Raw genomic sequence first — 18,993 nt, 5'->3', positions numbered from 1 at the left:
AGCGATGAAGATGGATTAACAGATGAAGAAGAAGCAGACCTAGGAACTGATCCAGAAAATCCAGATACAGATGGAGATGGCATCAACGATGGAGATGAGGTAGACAACGGAACAGACCCTTTAGATCCAAATGACCCAGAAGACACGGAGGAAGTCTATCCTGATGCACCAGAAGTAAATAAAATCTATGATGGCGATGAAGTAATAACTGGAATGGGACTAGAAGGTGCTACTGTTTATGCGGTGGTTAATGGAGAGGTAATTGGTCAAACTGAAGTTACAGCTCCTGAATTCCAATCACTTGCTACAGTTGTTCCAAATGATGGTACGCTATTCACCGTTGCAGTAGATGAGCCATTGTCTGCAGGTACCGTTGTAGAATTGTATCAGGTCAATGAGGATGGAAACCAAGGTGATTCTACATTTGTAACAGTATTGGATGAAATGGATGATCCGACTGATTCAGATACAGATGCACCAGTATTAGATGATGTTACAATTGGCGGAGACAGTGAATCAGGTTATGAAATCTCATTTGAATCTAACGAGCTATTAGCTGACGTTTCTCTTGAAACAAGCGAAGGAGAAGAAGTAACTATTGATGAGATTATTTACAATACTGAATCGGGTAAATACACACTCGTTATTTCAGGAGACATTGTTGAGGTGGGAGATAAATTAACCATCATTGCAACAGATAAAGCTGAAAACGTAAATGATTCAGAGTCAGTCATCGTACCAGAAGATCCTACTGGTGGAGACCCGGATGCTGATCCCGACACAAGCACAGATACGGACAGTGATTCCGGCAGAGATAATTCTTCAGCGTCAAAAGACGATGGATCAGGAGATAATGTACTTCCTGACACGGCTACTAATACTTGGGCTTACTTAGTTGGGGGGCTAGGAGCACTACTAGCTGGTATAGCCACTAGAATATTTGGCCGACGCAAACAATCATAGTTTTAAGGTCAAGGAGCAAATGCTAAGCATTTGCTCCTCCTTTAAAAAATATATTGGTAGATCTGTATTTAATTATGCAATCTTTAAAAAAAGGAGGAATGTAAAATAGTAAAATGGAAAGTTAGTGCCACAGAACAATATCAATTACATCAATTTATCTAAAAAAAGACGCATTATCTCAATCAGAAGATACGACCTTGTTTCTTTCGATCTGGAATCAGTTATGATGATCGGTTGAAACATGCTTTTTTAGAACAGGAATTGAACGGAGATTCAATTAACAGAAATGATCATAAAAATAAGCGAAGGATATATCCATGACAGAAATTCGCGATTATACATAAAAAACATAGAACAAATTTGAAATCTTTAATTTTTTCAATATAAAGGCTATTTATACATTTATGACTAAGGATTATATCATGATGGAGAAAAGTACTATATGAATTAACGAAATAACAGTAGGCGATGGCCATCATTAATAAGTTGGAAGTTGAACAGCTGATAAAAGGTGGACGATATTACTTAGTTCGTTTCCTAATGGATATTTAACCTGTGTTTTAAATTTTTTGGTTTTTTATTACTTATAGTAATATTTTATTTGACAAATTATTAATAATAATCATAATCTAGTAAATAGATACTTATAATTCCTTTTTAATCACCAATATTTACAAGTTCTTCTACTACTACAAGAATGTTATATCGGCTGGTATTACTAACAGCTTCTAAATTTCCAGTAGGAGAAGTAATTAGATGATACATAACAAAACTAGAAGGAAAGGTGTTCAGTTTTTTTACAAGGATCCGAATTTAAATGGATGGAAGCGTTATAAAATGTCCATTAATAAGAGGTGCAGATAAAATAAAGGGCAGATTCTTTTGGCGGCATGCCTCCTTCCGTACTAGAATCGACAAAGTAGAACATGATATTTCAGGGTACCACTATTATTATCAAAAGTAGCTCAGCTAGAAAAAATTTAAGTAGCTTTATATTCGAGGTTTAATTTACATCAAGTAGAAGGGACTGCTTAAATGAAGAACACAGGCGATATTTCTAATCCAAGAAGAAGTAATAACCTACAATATGAGTATGTATTGGATGAAAATATACACTACTGTTTTGATACAGAGTCAGATTTTTTAAGGTTATTTAGAAATGGAGATATGCGCTCGATAGAACTTTTAAAAAACAACCGTGAGAACTTTGTTCAAACATTAGCAACATCGAAAAATAGAAGCCTGAAAAATAATTTAATTGTTTTAGTAGCTAATTTAACACGTGCGGCAATAGAGTCAGGTTGTAATCCAAACGAAATGGTTTTATTAATGACTAGTACAGTCAAAGATATAGAGAATCGAGTAACTGCTTTTGATAAAGAAGTATTTTTCGAATTAGAGACAAAGATTTTACTAATCTTTATTAGGAAAATAAAGCAAAATAGAATGAAGGGTTTGAGTAAACCATCCCGAATGATTGTTCATTATGTTCAGGAACATTTATCTCAGCAGATTACGTTGAATGATTTGGCCTTATATTGTGGTCGACATCCCAACTATTTATCAGCTTTGTTTAAACGAGAGACAAACAAAAATATTCAAAGTTATATTTTAGAAGAGCGAATCAATAAAGCGAAATATCTTATCAAACATTCAGATTATTTATTTGTCGAAATTGCGCATTTATGTGGATTTGAAAGTCAAAGTTATTTTACGGTTCAATTTAAAAAGATTGTTGGTTGTACGCCAAAAGAATATCGTAATCGGTAAAGAGGAATTTTAAATTGAAGAAGCAACCGTTCGTCTGAGTAAGAACGGTTACTTCGATGTAGTTCTTTTTAATACTGTAAGAAATTCAGTTAATTTGATTCGTTCCTCTGGTGTTAATTTTTTACTCATTTCAATGAGTTGAGCTAAGTCGGTCGGAATGTTTTGATTATCTTCATAGTAAGAAAAGAAAGTTGTCATGTCTGTACCTAGTGCTTTTAAAATTTTTGCTAGCATCTCAACATCAGGAACGGAACGATCATTTTCGAATCGACTGATATACGATTGGGAGATATTGACTCGATTTGCAACTTCTTGTGATGTTAAATTTAAAGATTTTCTTAATGCCTTTAGTTGTTCTCCTATTTTTAATTCATTCATAATGTATCCCTTCTTTAAGTTTATTCTTTCGTTACTATTCGACATAAAATCGATAATAATATACATCTCTTATATATTGTTATCTCCCAAAAAATATTTTGTATCCGTTAACAGGAAAAAGGTTGAATTGTTTCTCCTATTTTAACTATTCTTTCTGTTAAAAATTTAACACATAAAAAAATAAAGAGGTTGATATGAAAAACTGTTTGTTACACATAACCATTGACTAAGTAAGCAAGTGTATTCTGAAATCACTTATTAAATTACAGGTAATTTTGCCTATCTCCGTACTTAGTATAAATCATTTGACTATTTTTTAAAAGGTTTTCTGGGTAATTTGGATTATTGAGTAAGAGGGATGGAAAGTAATCCATTTTTGGACCGTTATGAATGTTGTTATAGTTGATCTCATTATACCAATTCAAGAGATATTTTTCTTTTTCATTTCTGTTACATATAAATCGGAGGATGTGGGTGACCTTCTGCTTAAACTGGTAGCTCAGATACAACGACGTATACAATTATTTTATTCGTCCGGAGGAGTGAGAGAACTGATGTGCGTGCCAGATTGAAGCGATTTAAAGGACAGGAGGAGCAAGAATGTGAGAGTTCGTGTCCAATAGAGGAACATCATTTTTTTCATCATTAAGTCGTTACAAATCAATCAACTTCGGAAGTCTGTCCTTGCTAATTCAAAGAAGAGGGGCTACTCAAAGTCAATGCTTAGACTTATGGGCAGCCCTCTCATCAAGTTACGGTTGAATTACTCCAACACCAGCATATTGTGTAACGAGTGATTTCACATCTTCAACTGGTGTAAGTGTATAGTTATATGGAACGGTATAATTGGTCGTAGATGTCGTTGGTTGACTACCAGTGCTGTTGATATATAAGTTGTTGGACACGTTCCAGTATCCTGGAGAGCTACTATACCAAGCACCAAGCGGATCTTTTGAATTTTCAAACACGTTATTTTCTATAAGTAATTCAGCACCCATTCTGGCATTAATCCCTGTATCAATAATTCCTTCAAAGTAATTATTATACAAGTGACCTTCTCCATGACGGTAGCTAGGAACTCGTGAATTCAGGTTTTGAAAATGATTATGATGGAACGTGATGTTTCGATCGTCGCTGTCACTATCTGATGACCCCATTAACATCGCTTTCCAGCCATCATGGACATAGTTCCATGAGAAAGTGATATTAAATGCATCCCGTTTTACATCAAATAATCCATCATAGTAGTCTTTGTCCACATTTAAGCTAGCATAAAGTTCATTATGATCCACCCAAATGTTGCTTGATGGTCCTTCAATGCTAATGGCATCCTTATCACCGGTACGTACTTCATGAATCGTGAGATTACGGATTATGACGTTATCTGCTCTCCAAACTTTAATGCCTATGCCGTCTAGTTCTCCATTAGTACCAACACCTAATAGGGAAACATCTGATACATCCTTAATATTAATTTTGCTATCTGACGTATTGTCTGGTGTAATTGTTCCGTCCACATAAATGGTTAAAGGTGTATTTTCTTCTTTGTCCTTTATGGCCTGAACAAGCTCGTCTCCTGTATGAACAGTTATGGTATCTCCGCCAGCGCCACCAGTTGTACCGCCATTTTGAGTGGCAAAACCGGTCATACTGAAATCAGGTGTACTTGCAGATACAGATTGGAACGACAAACAGAATAATAGAGTAACAAAAAGACTGAAAGACAACCACTTAAGCAATTTTTTCTTCACTTTTTCTCACGTCCTTTTCATTATTGTTTGAAGCTTACGTCTGACACCGAAGCGATAAAACATCCGTCCTCCTTTCGTATGGGTTACTTAAATCATATCACGTAAGCGCTTTCTATAAATAATCATTTTTACATATATTATCCTTATAATTGAATTATTTACCATTTGTTAAGGGATAGACGGGGTGTAAAACTGAAATAATGTTACTAGTATAAAATTTTTCGAAGCTGTAATGTGAGATAATGATTATTTTTTGAATATGGTTAGAGTTGGAAATAAATGAAATATGTATCAACGTGTATTTAAATGTTAATTATCAAAAAATTCAAAAAAGTACTTGCGTTCAATGTGAATATTTCGTATAATCCTATTTAAAGATTGAGTAAAGCAATATTTAAAAAGCAATGAAAAGGGAAAGTAAGTTTCGAGCGTTTTTTTACAGAGAGCTTCGGTAGCTGAAAAGAAGCAAAAATGCAGATGCTGAAAATGGCCTTGGAGCTTCGTGCTGAACGTGTCTATTTATGGCTCAAGTAAGTGACGACGAGATTTGGTACTCGTTATCTATACCAAAGTATGAAAGCCTGTTAGGTGGAGTACTTGTAAAGACTGTATATGTGAGTATGCAGTAAACTAAGGTGGTACCGTGTTGAAAATAATATCAACGCCCTTATTGTTCATAGAACAATAGGGGCGTTTTTTAATGGGCAGGATAAGGCCATTAGGAATGCTTTCACCCATAAACAATTTTCAAGGAGGAATAACATGACAAAGCATTTAGTTTTTCAATCAGATTTTGGTACAAGTGATGGTGCAGTAAGTGCAATGTACGGAGTGGCAAAAACTGTAGATAATAATTTAGATTTATATGATGTTACCCACGATATACCGCAATATAATATTTGGGAGGCATCTTACCGGTTGTACCAAACAACTTGCTATTGGCCAGAGGGTTCTGTTTTTGTATCTGTTGTTGATCCTGGCGTAGGTTCTGATCGCTTAAGTATCGTAGTGAGAACAAAAGACAATCGTTTTATTGTCACACCGGATAATGGAACGATTACCCATATTGAGAATTCAGTTGGTATTGATGAAGCAAGAGTAATTGATGAAAAAGTAAACAGGCTGGCAAGGTCATATGAATCTTATACGTTTCATGGAAGAGATGTGTATGCATACACAGGGGCAAGACTTGCTGCTGATGTGATCCCGTTTGATAAAGTAGGACCGAAAATGGATGTAGATCAGCTAGTAAAACTTTCAACACCAAGTGTGACGGTAGATGGAGGTATTATTAAGGGGACGATTGATATATTGGATGTCCGTTTTGGTAATCTATGGACTAATATTCATAAACGTTACTTTCAGGGAGCATCGATAGACTATGGAGATACATTAGAAGTAACGATTTTAGATGATACTCGACAAGTGTATAAAAACGTGATGTCATATGGTAAGTCGTTTGCGGATACACAGGTTGGCGAACCACTGCTATATATCAATTCTTTAGAGAATATTGGTGTGGCTTTAAATCAAGGATCTTTTGCTAAGGCATATCATATTAAAACAGGCGAGAAGTGGAAAATTTTTGTACGCAAAGCACCTAAAATTGTGTATAGTTAAGAGTAGGAATATTTTGATAATTGATGTAATACAGCCATGGCTCAACAAAAATACAACTTGTTAGTAATAAAACTAATCCAAAAAAGGAGAGGGATTTATGAAAAGTAATTTATCGATTAGAACGATTGTTGCTATTGGTATTGGTGCCGCAGTTTATGTTATTTTGGGACGTTTTTTAACGATACCTACTGGGATTCCTAACACAAATATTGAGACAGCAGTTGCGTTTCTAGCATTCATGGCTGTATTGTTTGGCCCTATCGCCGGAGGGCTTATTGGATTACTCGGTCATGCACTGAAGGACGTATTACTTTGGGGATCTATTTGGTGGAGTTGGGTTTTTGTTTCACTGTTTATCGGACTGTTCATTGGTTTGTTTGCACGCCGAATTGCTATAGAGAATGGAGAATTTGGTACAAAACAAATTATCTCATTTAATGTGGTTCAAGTGATTGTGCAAGTAATTGGCTGGTTCCTTTTAGCGCCATTATTAGATATTATTATATATGCAGAACCGGCAAATAAAGTATTTACTCAAGGTGCAGTAGCAGGTGTTTCCAATATTATCTCTGTTGGTGTCATTGGTACGATCTTACTTGCTGCATACGCGAAGACACAGACGAAAGGTAATAGTTTATCAAAGGAAGCCTAATCAGGTAAAGGAGTAGAGAATGAGACAACCGATAATAGAATTTAATCATTTCACATTTAAATATTACAGCCAAACTGACCCAACTTTAAAAAATATCGATGTAACCATTTATCAAGGTGAAAAAGTATTAATTCTAGGTCCATCTGGTTCAGGAAAAAGCACACTAGTCCATTGTTTGAATGGGCTAGCTCCATTCTCTTATAAAGGGGATATAGAAGGGGAACTTCTAATCAAAGGAAGCGATACAAGAAACTTAGATATCTTTACCATTTCTCGAATGGTAGGTACGGTATTACAGGATACGGATGGCCAATTCATTGGGATGAATGTTGGGGAGGATATCGCTTTTTCATTAGAAAATGAAAAGGTTCCTCAGCACGTGATGAAAGAGACTATTCAACAAGTAGCCGAACTAGTAGAATTAGAGCACCATTTAGATCATTCTATCCATGAGCTTTCTGGTGGGCAAAAACAGCGTGTCTCAGTAGGCGGTGTTATGGTAGATGAGGAAGTGGAGATTTTGCTTTTTGACGAGCCGCTTGCAAATTTAGACCCTGCAACCGGTCAATATGCCATGGAATTAATCGACCGTATTCATGAAGAAACAAATAAAACCATCATTATGATTGAACACCGTTTAGAGGACGCACTTCATATTGATTTTGATCGGGTTATCGTGCTCGATGAGGGAGAGGTTGTTTTTAATGGTGCTCCCAATCAATTGTTAGCCTCTCATGTCTTAAACCAAGTACATATACGTGAACCTCTTTATTTAAAGGTATTGAAGTACAGTGGATGTATGATTAAGCCAGATATGGGATTGGAGCACATGCATACCTTAAGCATTGCTGATGACTGTCAGATGAAATTAAAGCAATGGTATACCAAGTCTAAGGAACGAGGAAGAGAGGAAGTCTCCGCACCAGTATTGGAAGTAAACAACTTGAATTTCCGTTACCATCAAGATCTAGTTTTACAGAATATCTCCTTTTCGATTCAGCAGGGAGAGATGGTCAGTATCGTTGGTAAGAATGGGGCAGGCAAATCTACTTTGTCCAAGCTTATTTGTGGTTTTGAGACAATGAATAGTGGACAGATTTTTTTAGAAGGAGAAGACATTACGAATCAAACGATATTTGAAAGAGCAACCCACATTGGTTTTGTCTTACAAAATCCGAATCATATGATTTCCAAACATATGATCTATGATGAGGTTGCGTTAGGTCTTGTTAATCGCGGATATTCTGAGAAAGAGATAGAGGAAAGAGTTTGGCAAACACTTAGAGTTTGTGGCTTGTACCAGTTCCGCAATTGGCCGATCTCTGCGTTAAGTTATGGACAGAAGAAAAGAGTAACGATTGCTTCTATTTTAGTATTAGAGCCTAATGTGATCATCTTGGATGAGCCAACTGCTGGACAGGATTTTCGTCATTATACAGAAATGATGGAATTTTTGCGGCAGCTAAATGACAATGGGACAACTATATTATTCATTACCCATGATATGCATCTAATGCTGGAGTACACTTCAAGGTCGATTGTACTAGCAGATGGTCGATTAATTGCAGATGAGTCCGCCGTCGATGTTTTAACAAATGATGAAATAGTCGACAAGGCAAACTTAAAGCGTACTTCATTATTTGACATTGCAGTAAAAGTAGGTATTTCAGATCCAAAGCAGTTTGTTCATCACTTTATTTCTTATGATAGAAAGGTTCGAGCAAGATGGCCGTAAATATATTAGGTTATATGGAACGAACATCACCAATACACAAACTATCAGGAATCACCAAGCTGATTGTATTTATTATCTGGTCTTCGATAGCTATGCTAACTTATGATACAAGGGTATTGCTCGTGTTATTGATTGCAAGTCTTGTTATCTTCCAACTATCGAAGATACAACTAAAGGACATATCTTTTGTATTGATGATTATTTTAGCGTTTCTCGCTCTTAATAATGTGGCGATTTATGTATTTTCGCCCCAAGAAGGTGTTCAAATCTATGGCAGTAGTCATGTGATTTGGGATGGAGCAGGCAGATATAATCTGACATGGGAGCAATTATTCTACCAAATTAATATCACATTGAAATATTTTGTCGTGATTCCAGCTGCCTTATTGTTTATTCTAACCACACACCCTAGTGAACTCGCGGCATCTCTTAATAAAGTTGGTATTAGTTATAAAATAGGCATTGCGGTATCGTTGGCATTACGCTATATACCAGATATCCAGCGTGATTTTCGTACCATTGCTCAAGTTCAGCAAACGAGAGGAATTGATTTGTCCAAAAATGAAAAACTAACAAAACGTCTAAAAAACGTCATTTCGATTATGGTGCCATTAATTTTTTCCAGTCTAGATCGGATTGAAGTAATCAGTAATGCCATGGAGTTACGCAGCTTTGGGAAACATAAAAAACGTACCTGGTATAGCGCCCGACCGCTATTAAAGGTTGATACGATAACCTTAATTATTAGTTTAGTGTTTTTTATAGTGGCTATGGTGATTACCTTTCATGATGGGGATCGGTTTTATAATCCTTTTTAGTAATGAGAAAGTGTGAGTTTACTGAATATCCTTTGAACATTCAGTAAAAGAAGAAGGCAGTTGAGCGTTATCTTTGTATCTATCCCCTCCTTTTGTTATCGTTTTCAATGAAGAAGGACTACAAGGAGGAATTTTTTAATGGCTTTTACGTTGGAGTTGGGTGAGAAGGCACCGGATTTTAAGCTTCCTGCAACAGATGGTAAGACATATAGCTTAGCGGATTTTAATGATGCAAATGTTTTGGTCGTTTTCTTCACTTGTAATCATTGCCCATTTGTTGTTGGATCGAATGAAGTGACAAGAGCAACTGCCGAAAAATTTACAGACCAAGGTGTTAAGTTTGTCGGGATCAATTCTAATAGTGTCAATACAAAACCGGATGATTCATTTGAAGTAATGGTAGAACAGATGGAAGAGAAAAAATTCCCATGGATATATTTACATGATGAGTCACAAGATGTTGCCAAAACATATGGAGCATTGCGCACACCACATTTTTACGTATTCGACCAAAATCGTAAGTTGGTTTATACTGGTCGTGGACTCGACAATCCACGTGAGTCGGAAAAAGCAACGGTAAATGATTTGGAAAATGCTCTTTCTGAACATTTGGCTGGTGAAGAAATTTCAACACCATTAACCAATCCAATCGGATGTAACATCAAATGGCACGGTAAAGATGAACATTGGATGCCGGCAGAAGCGTGTGATCTGGTTTAGTACTAGATAATTAGGATTTTTCATTTAATATTATAAAGAGACTGTCTATTAATATATTCAGTAAAAATTGATAGACAGTCTTTACTAATAGTATTAGTTCTAGTAAAGCTTCAAGAAACAATATGCGAAAATTGCTTTAGTGTAAACAATAAAAAACTATTGACAAATGATAGTTTAATGATTAGACTAAAAAAACAAGTTATATGAAAGCGGTTTTTTGTCCAAAAATGATGAGCGCTCATCATTTTGGTTTAACAGAGTAAATGAAGGAATTTGGTGAGAAAAAATGAAAGTAACGGCAAAGACTATTGCAAAACAACTAAATATTTCAACGGCTACTGTAGATAGAGTAATACATAATAGAGGAGGTGTTAGTCCAAAAACAAGAAAAAAAGTATTGGAGAAAGCAAAAGAGCTTAATTATAAGCCGAATAAATCAGCAAGTTTTTTGGCGAAAAAGAAATCAATACAAGTGGCTTGTGTGTTTCCTGAGTATCCAGAGTATTTTTGGGAAGAAATAGAAGCTGGGATTAAAACCACTATTGAAGATATTAAGGACTATGGATTTCATGTAGAAATTATCAAAACTCCTCATACTATACATAAACAGGTGGCAGTGGTTGAAAACATTATTCAGTCTCAAAAGTATGATGGACTTGTAATTTGTCCAACGGATGGTGTTCCGCTTGCAAGTATCATAGAATCAGGAATCAACAATGATTTTCCGATCTTTACATTTAACAATGATTCGCCAGCAAGTAAGCGAATTTCTTATGTAGGTGCAGATTATTATGATGCAGGGAGATTAGCGGGCGAGTTGGCTGTTAAACTAACAGGTACATCAAAGAAATTCGCGATTATTACTGATGAAGCAGACACCTTCCAAATGAAACAGAAACGAAGGGGATTCGAAGCTTTTGCTCTCGAAAATAAGCAAGTTGAATTTGTTAAAATGCTTAAATTGGATAATCAGCATATAGATGAATCGTTACAAAAAATAAAGCAGAATATTTTGGATGTAGATGGTGTCTATGTTGCGTGCGGTGCATTAGATGATGTTGCGAAAATAGTGAAAGAGATAGAGACAGATAAACCTGTCCTCATCGGTCATGATATGAGTGAAGATATATATCAGCAATTACAGAATGATATTGTTGCAGCTACGATTTGTCAGGATCCATTATACCAAGGAAGTTTAGCATTACGATTAGCGTTTAATTATTTAATGTTAGATAAATATCCTGAGCAGGAAGATAACATTGTAAAGTTGGAAATTGTCACAAAAGGTAATGCCAAATATTATTTAAAATAATATTTGGCTGTCAAAAAATGATGAGCGTTAATCATATAAAAATAACAATAATGTTTATAAATACGCATTTTTAATTTAAAAAAATGATGAGCGCTAATCATTATTAGGGAGGTGTTACACATATGATAAAAAAATAGTTGTCTTAGTTAGTTTGAAAGCGTAATCAAATGAAAAGGAGTGTAACAATGAAGAATAAAATAGTTGTTAGTTTAACTTTGATTTTACTAGTTGTGTTAACTGCATGTGGAAATAATGAGGAGAATGCCCAGCAAGAAGAGAATGATGGGAAAGAAGAAATTTTATTATGGCATTACTACACTGGATCAGAAGATGCGTTAAATGAAATTTTGACAGATTACAATAAGTCTCAAGATAAGGTGGAAGTAGTAGCCGAATATGTGCCATTTGATGAGATGAATAGACAATTGTCTGTTGGCACTGCAGGTAATACGTTACCTGACATTGTAATTGCAGATACGGTCAATAATGTTTCGATGGCATCAATGGGAATTTTGGCTGATACTACGGATGATGTAGAAGCGTGGGGAAAAGCGGATCAATTTTTGGAGGGACCTTATAATTCTACAATATATGATGGCAATCAATACGGCCTACCTTTAACTACAAATTCGTTAGGTTTATTCTACAATAAAAAAATGTTAGAAGAAGCTGGAATTGAAGAACCGCCAACGACATGGGAGGAGCTAGAAGAAGATGCAGAAGCTTTAACTACGGAAGGGGTTAAAGGATTTGGCTTATCTGCTGTAAGGTCTGAAGAAGCTACATTCCAATTCTATCCTTTCATCTATTCAGCAGGAGGCTCCTATAAAGCAATGGATTCTCCAGAAGCAATCGGAGCGTTTGACTTTCTGAAAAATATGTACGATCAAGGCTATATGAGTCAGGATATTTTAACTGCAACACAAGACGATTTGACACGCATGTTTATTGAAGGAAATGTAGCGATGATGATTAATGGTCCATGGATGATTGAGCGAATTCAGGAAAACAAGGATTTAGACTTTGGTGTCACCAATATTCCAAAAGATAAAGAATTTGCTTCTGTTACAGGTGGAGATAATATTTCGATCACAGAAACTGGTAATCAAGAGGCTGCCTGGGACTTTATGAAATGGTTATTTGAACCAGAGCAAAATGAAAGGTTCGCGATCGAAACAGGTTATTATCCAACAAGATCGGATGTATTAAATGAAGCAGAGTATTGGAAGAATGAGGAGATTGTAAAAGAATTTATTCCAATTATGGAAGTGGCTGAGGCGCGAGGACCTTCACCGGACTGGCCAGGAGTATCAGAGGAAATTCAATTAGCGATTCAAAAAATCTTAACAGATGAACAACCAGTAGAGGACGCGTTAAGCGAAGCAGCTGAAAATATAGCAGAAATTGAAGCATCAGAGTAATGAGAAGAGGCGGCATTTATCTTAGTTGGTAAACGCTGCCTCACCAAAGAGAAAAACAGGAGTGGTGAGCAGTAATGGATAGTGTGTTTACAGTACATGGAAATCGACTTATACGGGAATTTGATGGTGAGAAAGTATGGATTGAGCCATGGGGAGATAATAGTCTAAGAGTTCGTTCTACTTATTTATCTTCCATGTCCGAAGAGGATTGGGCGTTATTGCCACAGTCAAATATAAAAGTAAATATTACAACAGAAGATGACTGTGCCATAATAGAAAACGGCAAAATTCGAGCGGTTATTTCAGCAGAAGGTGCAGGTAAAACCACCTTTTATAATCAGAAAGGGGAGGTTCTGTTACAAGAGTATGTAAGGAATCGTAAAAATTTAAAGGAATTCTCAAGTGCTTTGAAAATAGATGCCAGAGAATTCAAAGCAAATCTGGGTGGAGATTTTCAGTTAACACAAAGATTTGAATCAGATCCTAATGAGAAAATATACGGTATGGGGCAATATCAACAACCGTTTTTGGATTTAAAAAACTGTACATTAGAACTGGCGCATCGTAATTCACAAGCAAGTGTACCTTTTGCTCTCTCTAGTTTAGGATATGGTTTTCTTTGGAATAATCCAGCGATTGGACAGGTTACATTCGGCAAAAATGTAACTGAATGGATGGCTAAATCCACCAAACAACTTGATTTTTGGATTACTGCTGGTGACTCACCGGCGGAAATTGAGGAAGCTTATGCGAGAGCAACTGGTACAGTTCCGATGATGCCGGACTATGGAATGGGCTTCTGGCAATGTAAGCTCCGTTATCAAACACAAGAGGAGTTATTGGAAGTTGCTCGTGAATATAAAAAGAGAAATTTGCCAATTGACGTTATTGTCATTGACTATTTCCATTGGCCAACACAGGGTGATTGGAAATTTGATACAGATTATTGGCCAGATCCAGAAGCGATGGTGAAAGAGTTACAAGAAATGGGGATAGAATTAATGGTTTCGGTCTGGCCAACAGTTGATAAAAAAAGTGAAAACTATCGGGAAATGTTGCAGAAGGGTTATTTGACGAGAACAGAAAAAGGCATACGTATTACACATGATTTCTTAGGAAATACCGTTTATTTTGATACCACACATCCTGGGGGTAGAGAATTTGTGTGGGAAAAGGCAAAGCAAAATTACTATGACAAGGGAATTAAAATATTTTGGTTAGATGAGGCGGAACCAGAGTATAACGTATATGACTTTGAGAATTACCGTTATCATATTGGTTCAAATGTACAGGTTGGTAATATCTACCCGATGATGTTTTCTAAGGCATTCTATGATGGTATGAAAGAAGAAGGACAAGAAAATATTGTTAATCTTGTGCGCTGTGCTTGGGCAGGCAGTCAACGATATGGCGCCCTAGTTTGGTCAGGAGATATTGACTCCAGTTTTGAATCATTACGGAACCAGTTTAATACGGGACTAAATATGGGATTAGCAGGTATACCGTGGTGGACTACTGATATTGGTGGATTTCAGGGGGCTTATACAGAAGACCCTGATTTTAGAGAATGTATGATTAGATGGTTTCAATATGGTGCATTTTGCCCGGTGTTCCGACTTCATGGAGATCGAGAACCACATTCAGAACCACTAGGATTAAGTGGTGGTGGTATTTGTCCGAGTGGTGCAGACAATGAAGTGTGGAGTTATGGAGAGGAAGCTTATCACATTTTTAAGAAATATATGTTAATGAGAGAAAGACTTAGACCATACATCAAAGAATTAATGAAAGATGCACATGAAAAAGGTACACCATTGATGAGACCACTTTTTTATGATTTTTATACTGACCAAAGAGCATGGAATGTTGAAGATGCATATATGTTTGGGCCAGATTTGCTGGTTGCGCCAGTGCTTTATGAAGGGCAACGAACTAGAAATGTCTATTTACCTGAAGGTGCAACATGGACAAATGCGCACACAGGTGAAGTATTTGATGGTGGTCAATTGATAGAATGTGATGCATCACTAGACACTATTCCATTATTTTTAAAAGATGCTGCTAAATTACCTATACAAGAATAGGTGTGAATGAAGATTACAGGAGAAAGGAATGGGGTGATCCAAGTGTGGAAGAAACTTAGAAAAGATGCGGGTGGTTACTTGTTTGTGCTTCCTGCTGTTATATTTATGCTACTGTTGATAGGGTATCCGTTGCTTTACAATATTATTCTTAGTTTTCAAAATGTTGATTTGAGTAATTTAGCAGGAGGTAAGAGAGAGTTTGTAGGTTTTGCTAACTATCGAACCGTTGCAGAAGAAGAAGTATTTGGCATATCTATCCAAAATACATTGGTATATACCGTAGGCAGTGTCTTTTTTCAAGTCATTATCGGATTTTGCCTTGCCTCGTTTTTTAGTATGAAATTTAAGTTAGCGGGTTTCTTAAGAGGTATTATGATGATCAGTTGGCTGATTCCTATGACGGTTACAGCTTTATTGTTTAAATTTATGATGGGATCCGAAGAAGGAATTCTGAACCAGATGTTAATGACATTTTATTTTATTGAAGAACCAATTGGGTGGTTATCCAGTCCTAACATAGCACTATGGAGTGTAATTATAGCTAATATTTGGATTGGTATTCCGTTTAACATGTTATTGCTGTCCACTGGGTTAAGCAGCCTGCCACAGGATGTTTATGAAAGTGCCAGCTTAGATGGAGCGAATTGGTGGCAAAAGCTTGTTCATATTACATTGCCATTATTAAAGCCGGTAATCATGGTGGTATTAATGCTTGGTTTTATTTATACATTTAAAGTTTTCGATGTTGTGTACGTAATGACTGGTGGAGGACCAATTAATTCAACAGAGGTACTTTCAACATTGGCTTTTAGATATTCGTTTAGTGATTTTGATTTCAGTTTAGGTGCAGCTGTTGCTAACGTGTTATTTATTATGTTATTCGTGATTAGTTTAATTTATTTACGAATGATCAAGAAAGATGAGGCGATTTAAATGAGTAATAGAAAAAGTTTGGTGCTAAGCATAGTAGGTATCGTGATTGTTGCCTTGTTTCTTTTTCCGGTTTATTGGATGATAATAACAGCTTTTAAAGCGCAAACTGAAATATTTCGGACACCACCAACACTATTTCCGCAAAATTTTCAGATTGATAGTTTTATAGCAGTGATGCAAGGGGATGTTGGGCAGTATTTTCTTAATAGTGTCATCATAGCTGGCTTGGCAACCTTAGTAGTTTTATTACTAGCAGTACCATCTGCGTACGGTTTGGCAAGATTTAAGATTAAGGGAGTTTCATCGATGATGCTTATTTTTCTTGTCACCCAAATGTTACCTGCTACTGTTGTGTTAACACCGTTATTCATTGTGTTCAACAATTTAGGGCTATTGAATACATATGCTGCACCTGTATTGGCGACAGCGACACTAGGAGTTCCTTTTTCTGTCTTATTGCTAAGAACCTTTTTTATGGGTATTCCAAAGGAGTTAGAAGAAGCAGCAAATATTGATGGTTGTAGTCGTTTAAGAGCATTTTTGCAAGTAATCATTCCAATTTCGTTACCAAGTGTATTAGTATGTGGAGCAATCTCTTTTTTCTTTGCTTGGGGAGACTTGATTTTTAGTATTACATTTAATCGAGATCAAGAATTATGGCCACTCACAGCAGGTATTTTTAATGCAGTAGGACGATATGGGATCGAATGGAATAATTTAATGGCATTTGCTACGATTTCTGTTTTACCTGTCATCATCATTTTTGTTCTTTTGCAAAAACATTTAGTGGAAGGCTTAGTAAGCGGATCTGTTAAGTAGTTTAATGGACAGGTAATGCTCATGCTAAAGATTAGTTATAAATCAGTATGAGACTAAAAAATTGGAATAATTAAGGATTGCTTGAAAGAATAAGAAGAGAGGTAGAACCTATTATGCTATGGTTGTACCTCTTTTTTATTTGCTGATATCAGATGGAAAGTCGGTTACATTCGCTAACTCAAAATCCTGTTCACTAATCAAGTAATTTTGAAAAAAGCTCAAATTAATTCCTGGTATTCGGTGAAAAAGGCTATTTCTACCGTTAAATCCTTTTCAATCATCTCTAAAAACATGATAAACTACAAATAAATCAATATAGTGTCATAGAATGGGAGGGTTTATCATGAAACGAACACTCGTTATTAACATGAACATAGCTGAAAACCTGTTCAACGAAATGAAGCAGGTGGTCCCTGAATGGAACGTTATCACAAACATGGATACAGAAAAAATTGCGGATGAACTTGTCCAAGCAGAAGTCGTGCTCCATTGGAAAAGAGCCGTTGCCCCGTTTTTGTTGGAGAAAAATGATCGCTTAAAGTGGATTCAAACGTGGAGCGCAGGGGTAAACAGTCTACCGCTTGCTGCTTTACAAGCTAAAAATGTGACATTAACGAGTGCAAACGGTGTTCATGCTTACCCGATTTCTGAAACAATCTTTGCTCTTATGCTTGGGTTAACACGAAAAATTCATACATATGTGCGCCAACAGCAGGGAAAAATGTGGCATAATGCGGGACTAAAATTAGAAATTCACGAAAAAACGATTGGTGTAATAGGTGTCGGTGCGATTGGCCAGGAAACCGCTAAAATCGCAAAAGCATTTGGTATGAAAGTTCTTGGTGTTCGTCACTCAGGAAAACCAGCTGAACATGTTGACGAAATGTATACTCCCGAGCAATTGGCTGACCTTTTACCTTTATGTGACTATGTCGTTATTACACTTCCGTTGACAGAGGAAACAACTGGCATGTTCGGGGCAAAAGAGTTCCGTCTAATGAAAAATAGTGCTTTTCTCATTAATATTGGAAGAGGACCGATTGTGAAAGAGGATGAGCTGATTCATGCGTTAGAAAATCAGGAAGTTGCCGGTGCTGGACTTGATGTGTTTGAAACGGAACCCTTGCCGGAAGATAGCCCATTATGGACGATGGAAAATGTCATCGTAACACCGCACACAGCTGGAGCAACAGAACACTACACAGAGCGTGTTATTCGAGATATTTTTATTCCGAATTTAAGGCATTATCTTGAGTCTGGTGCACCAAATGTAAATATCGTAGATTATGATAAGGGGTATTAAAATATTGGTTCGGGAGTGGTAGTATGGGGTGGAAAAAGTGGATGTTCCTTACGGTTCCTCTATTATTGCTAGTAGTTGGTTTGATTATCTTAGTTAATTTACATAAACTTCTGGTGTTAGAACAGCAACCAAAAAAAGCAGACGCTATTTTAGTATTAAGCGGTGGAAAAGGTGAGCGAGAGGCGGAGGCAGCTAAACTTTACCATGAGGGGTGGAGTGATACCATTATCGTCACTGGTGCGCTCGTAGGTTGGGAAACTTACACATCGGAGATTATGACGGAGCATTTGATCGAATTAGATGTATCAACAGATGATATCCATTCCTTTAAAGAAGTAACAAGCACGAGAGAAGAAGCCGAACTATCCATCCCTTTGCTGCGTCAGTTGAACGTTGATACTTTGCTTCTTGTAACCAACAAATATCATTCAGCGCGAGCAAAATGGATCTTCCAAAAAACATTAAAAGATGAAAATGTCGAAGTCATTTCCGTCCCTGTTCGTGAAGATGTTTATGACAGGAATTGGTGGAAGGATCATGAAACAAGAAAGCAAGGAGCAAGCGAAGTACTAAAATTTATATGGGAACTTTTGCGACTATAACAAAAAAGGAAGTAGTTTACCAAACACTACTTCCTTTTCATATACTGTTCCATTGCTTCATCAGCCCTGCCAGCTACAACTAAACAGCAATATAACACGAATGTTATCGACG

At 36.5% G+C, this 18,993-nt stretch carries 16 protein-coding genes and 1 other annotated feature; of the genes, 14 read left to right on the top strand and 2 right to left on the bottom strand.

Annotated elements, in window-relative coordinates; genetic code table 11:
- Together J5J03_RS01180 and J5J03_RS01175 are read left to right on the top strand one after the other, a co-directional pair.
- Nucleotides 1–963 (top strand): Ig-like domain-containing protein (locus J5J03_RS01180; protein ID WP_208585715.1); only part of this gene is annotated, 963 nt, incomplete at its 5' end.
- Between the two features lie 1,035 nt (nucleotides 964–1,998).
- The gene (locus J5J03_RS01175) at nucleotides 1,999–2,733 is read left to right on the top strand and encodes an AraC family transcriptional regulator (protein WP_208585714.1); all 735 of its coding nucleotides are present in this window, start codon (nucleotides 1,999–2,001) and stop codon (nucleotides 2,731–2,733) included.
- 48 nt (nucleotides 2,734–2,781) lie between these two features.
- On the opposite strand, the gene J5J03_RS01170 is transcribed toward J5J03_RS01175, so the two are convergent.
- Both J5J03_RS01170 and J5J03_RS01165 read right to left on the bottom strand, forming a co-directional pair.
- Entirely contained in the window at nucleotides 2,782–3,111 is a 330-nt protein-coding gene (locus J5J03_RS01170; protein WP_231710551.1) for a helix-turn-helix domain-containing protein, read from the bottom strand.
- 752 nt (nucleotides 3,112–3,863) lie between these two features.
- Nucleotides 3,864–4,862, bottom strand: coding sequence for a pectate lyase family protein (locus J5J03_RS01165; RefSeq protein ID WP_208585712.1), 999 nt, complete (start codon nucleotides 4,860–4,862; stop codon nucleotides 3,864–3,866).
- A 395-nt stretch (nucleotides 4,863–5,257) separates the two neighbouring features.
- Nucleotides 5,258–5,534 (top strand) — a binding site (T-box leader).
- A 90-nt stretch (nucleotides 5,535–5,624) separates the two neighbouring features.
- Here J5J03_RS01165 and J5J03_RS01160 point away from each other — a divergent pair.
- From J5J03_RS01160 to J5J03_RS01105, 12 genes are all read left to right on the top strand, one after another.
- Nucleotides 5,625–6,482: an SAM hydrolase/SAM-dependent halogenase family protein gene (locus tag J5J03_RS01160; RefSeq protein ID WP_208585711.1), complete on the top strand. Its 858-nt coding sequence runs from the start codon at nucleotides 5,625–5,627 to the stop codon at nucleotides 6,480–6,482.
- Nucleotides 6,483–6,579: 97 nt separating this feature from the next.
- Nucleotides 6,580–7,134, top strand: a complete 555-nt coding sequence (locus J5J03_RS01155) for an ECF-type riboflavin transporter substrate-binding protein (protein ID WP_208585710.1) — start codon at nucleotides 6,580–6,582, stop codon at nucleotides 7,132–7,134.
- Between the two features lie 19 nt (nucleotides 7,135–7,153).
- Entirely contained in the window at nucleotides 7,154–8,869 is a 1,716-nt protein-coding gene (locus tag J5J03_RS01150) for an ABC transporter ATP-binding protein (RefSeq protein ID WP_208585709.1), read from the top strand.
- The gene (locus tag J5J03_RS01145) at nucleotides 8,860–9,687 is read left to right on the top strand and encodes an energy-coupling factor transporter transmembrane component T family protein (RefSeq protein WP_208585708.1); all 828 of its coding nucleotides are present in this window, start codon (nucleotides 8,860–8,862) and stop codon (nucleotides 9,685–9,687) included. Before J5J03_RS01150 ends, J5J03_RS01145 begins: the two co-directional genes overlap by 10 nt.
- 138 nt (nucleotides 9,688–9,825) lie before the next feature.
- Nucleotides 9,826–10,407 carry a thioredoxin family protein gene (locus tag J5J03_RS01140; RefSeq protein WP_208585707.1) on the top strand — a complete coding sequence of 194 codons (582 nt, stop codon included), beginning with the start codon at nucleotides 9,826–9,828 and terminating at the stop codon, nucleotides 10,405–10,407.
- 286 nt (nucleotides 10,408–10,693) lie between these two features.
- Nucleotides 10,694–11,719 (top strand): LacI family DNA-binding transcriptional regulator, encoded by a 1,026-nt coding sequence (locus J5J03_RS01135; RefSeq protein WP_208585706.1) that lies wholly within the window; start codon nucleotides 10,694–10,696, stop codon nucleotides 11,717–11,719.
- A 185-nt stretch (nucleotides 11,720–11,904) separates the two neighbouring features.
- On the top strand, nucleotides 11,905–13,140 hold the full coding sequence (locus J5J03_RS01130) for an ABC transporter substrate-binding protein (RefSeq protein WP_208585705.1): 1,236 nt from the start codon (nucleotides 11,905–11,907) through the stop codon (nucleotides 13,138–13,140).
- A gap of 74 nt (nucleotides 13,141–13,214) precedes the next feature.
- Entirely contained in the window at nucleotides 13,215–15,224 is a 2,010-nt protein-coding gene (locus tag J5J03_RS01125) for a glycoside hydrolase family 31 protein (RefSeq protein WP_208585704.1), read from the top strand.
- A gap of 42 nt (nucleotides 15,225–15,266) precedes the next feature.
- Nucleotides 15,267–16,157, top strand: a complete 891-nt coding sequence (locus J5J03_RS01120; protein WP_208585703.1) for a carbohydrate ABC transporter permease — start codon at nucleotides 15,267–15,269, stop codon at nucleotides 16,155–16,157.
- The gene (locus J5J03_RS01115) at nucleotides 16,158–16,976 is read left to right on the top strand and encodes a carbohydrate ABC transporter permease (RefSeq protein ID WP_208585702.1); all 819 of its coding nucleotides are present in this window, start codon (nucleotides 16,158–16,160) and stop codon (nucleotides 16,974–16,976) included.
- Between the two features lie 340 nt (nucleotides 16,977–17,316).
- Nucleotides 17,317–18,279: a D-2-hydroxyacid dehydrogenase gene (locus tag J5J03_RS01110; protein ID WP_208585718.1), complete on the top strand. Its 963-nt coding sequence runs from the start codon at nucleotides 17,317–17,319 to the stop codon at nucleotides 18,277–18,279.
- A gap of 23 nt (nucleotides 18,280–18,302) precedes the next feature.
- Nucleotides 18,303–18,881, top strand: a complete 579-nt coding sequence (locus tag J5J03_RS01105) for a YdcF family protein (RefSeq protein WP_208585701.1) — start codon at nucleotides 18,303–18,305, stop codon at nucleotides 18,879–18,881.
- Nucleotides 18,882–18,993 lie beyond the last annotated feature (112 nt).

The organism is Gracilibacillus suaedae (assembly GCF_017599345.1).
Classification (GTDB): Bacteria; Bacillota; Bacilli; order Bacillales; family Amphibacillaceae; genus Gracilibacillus; species Gracilibacillus suaedae.
Note: the sequence above shows the minus strand (reverse complement) of the source record. Positions and strands in the feature narration are given on the sequence as shown.

Excerpts from the sequence above, each read along its gene's own strand:
- J5J03_RS01140 (WP_208585707.1), top strand. The coding sequence starts at position 9,826 with ATGGCTTTTACGTTGGAGTTGGGTGAGAAGGCACCGGATTTTAAGCTT.
- J5J03_RS01175 (WP_208585714.1), top strand. The coding sequence starts at position 1,999 with ATGAAGAACACAGGCGATATTTCTAATCCAAGAAGAAGTAATAACCTA.
- J5J03_RS01170 (WP_231710551.1), bottom strand. The coding sequence starts at position 3,111 with ATGAATGAATTAAAAATAGGAGAACAACTAAAGGCATTAAGAAAATCT.
- J5J03_RS01115 (WP_208585702.1), top strand. The coding sequence starts at position 16,158 with ATGAGTAATAGAAAAAGTTTGGTGCTAAGCATAGTAGGTATCGTGATT.
- J5J03_RS01160 (WP_208585711.1), top strand. The coding sequence starts at position 5,625 with ATGACAAAGCATTTAGTTTTTCAATCAGATTTTGGTACAAGTGATGGT.
- J5J03_RS01125 (WP_208585704.1), top strand. The coding sequence starts at position 13,215 with ATGGATAGTGTGTTTACAGTACATGGAAATCGACTTATACGGGAATTT.
- J5J03_RS01155 (WP_208585710.1), top strand. The coding sequence starts at position 6,580 with ATGAAAAGTAATTTATCGATTAGAACGATTGTTGCTATTGGTATTGGT.
- J5J03_RS01145 (WP_208585708.1), top strand. The coding sequence starts at position 8,860 with ATGGCCGTAAATATATTAGGTTATATGGAACGAACATCACCAATACAC.
- J5J03_RS01105 (WP_208585701.1), top strand. The coding sequence starts at position 18,303 with ATGGGGTGGAAAAAGTGGATGTTCCTTACGGTTCCTCTATTATTGCTA.
- J5J03_RS01135 (WP_208585706.1), top strand. The coding sequence starts at position 10,694 with ATGAAAGTAACGGCAAAGACTATTGCAAAACAACTAAATATTTCAACG.
- J5J03_RS01130 (WP_208585705.1), top strand. The coding sequence starts at position 11,905 with ATGAAGAATAAAATAGTTGTTAGTTTAACTTTGATTTTACTAGTTGTG.
- J5J03_RS01150 (WP_208585709.1), top strand. The coding sequence starts at position 7,154 with ATGAGACAACCGATAATAGAATTTAATCATTTCACATTTAAATATTAC.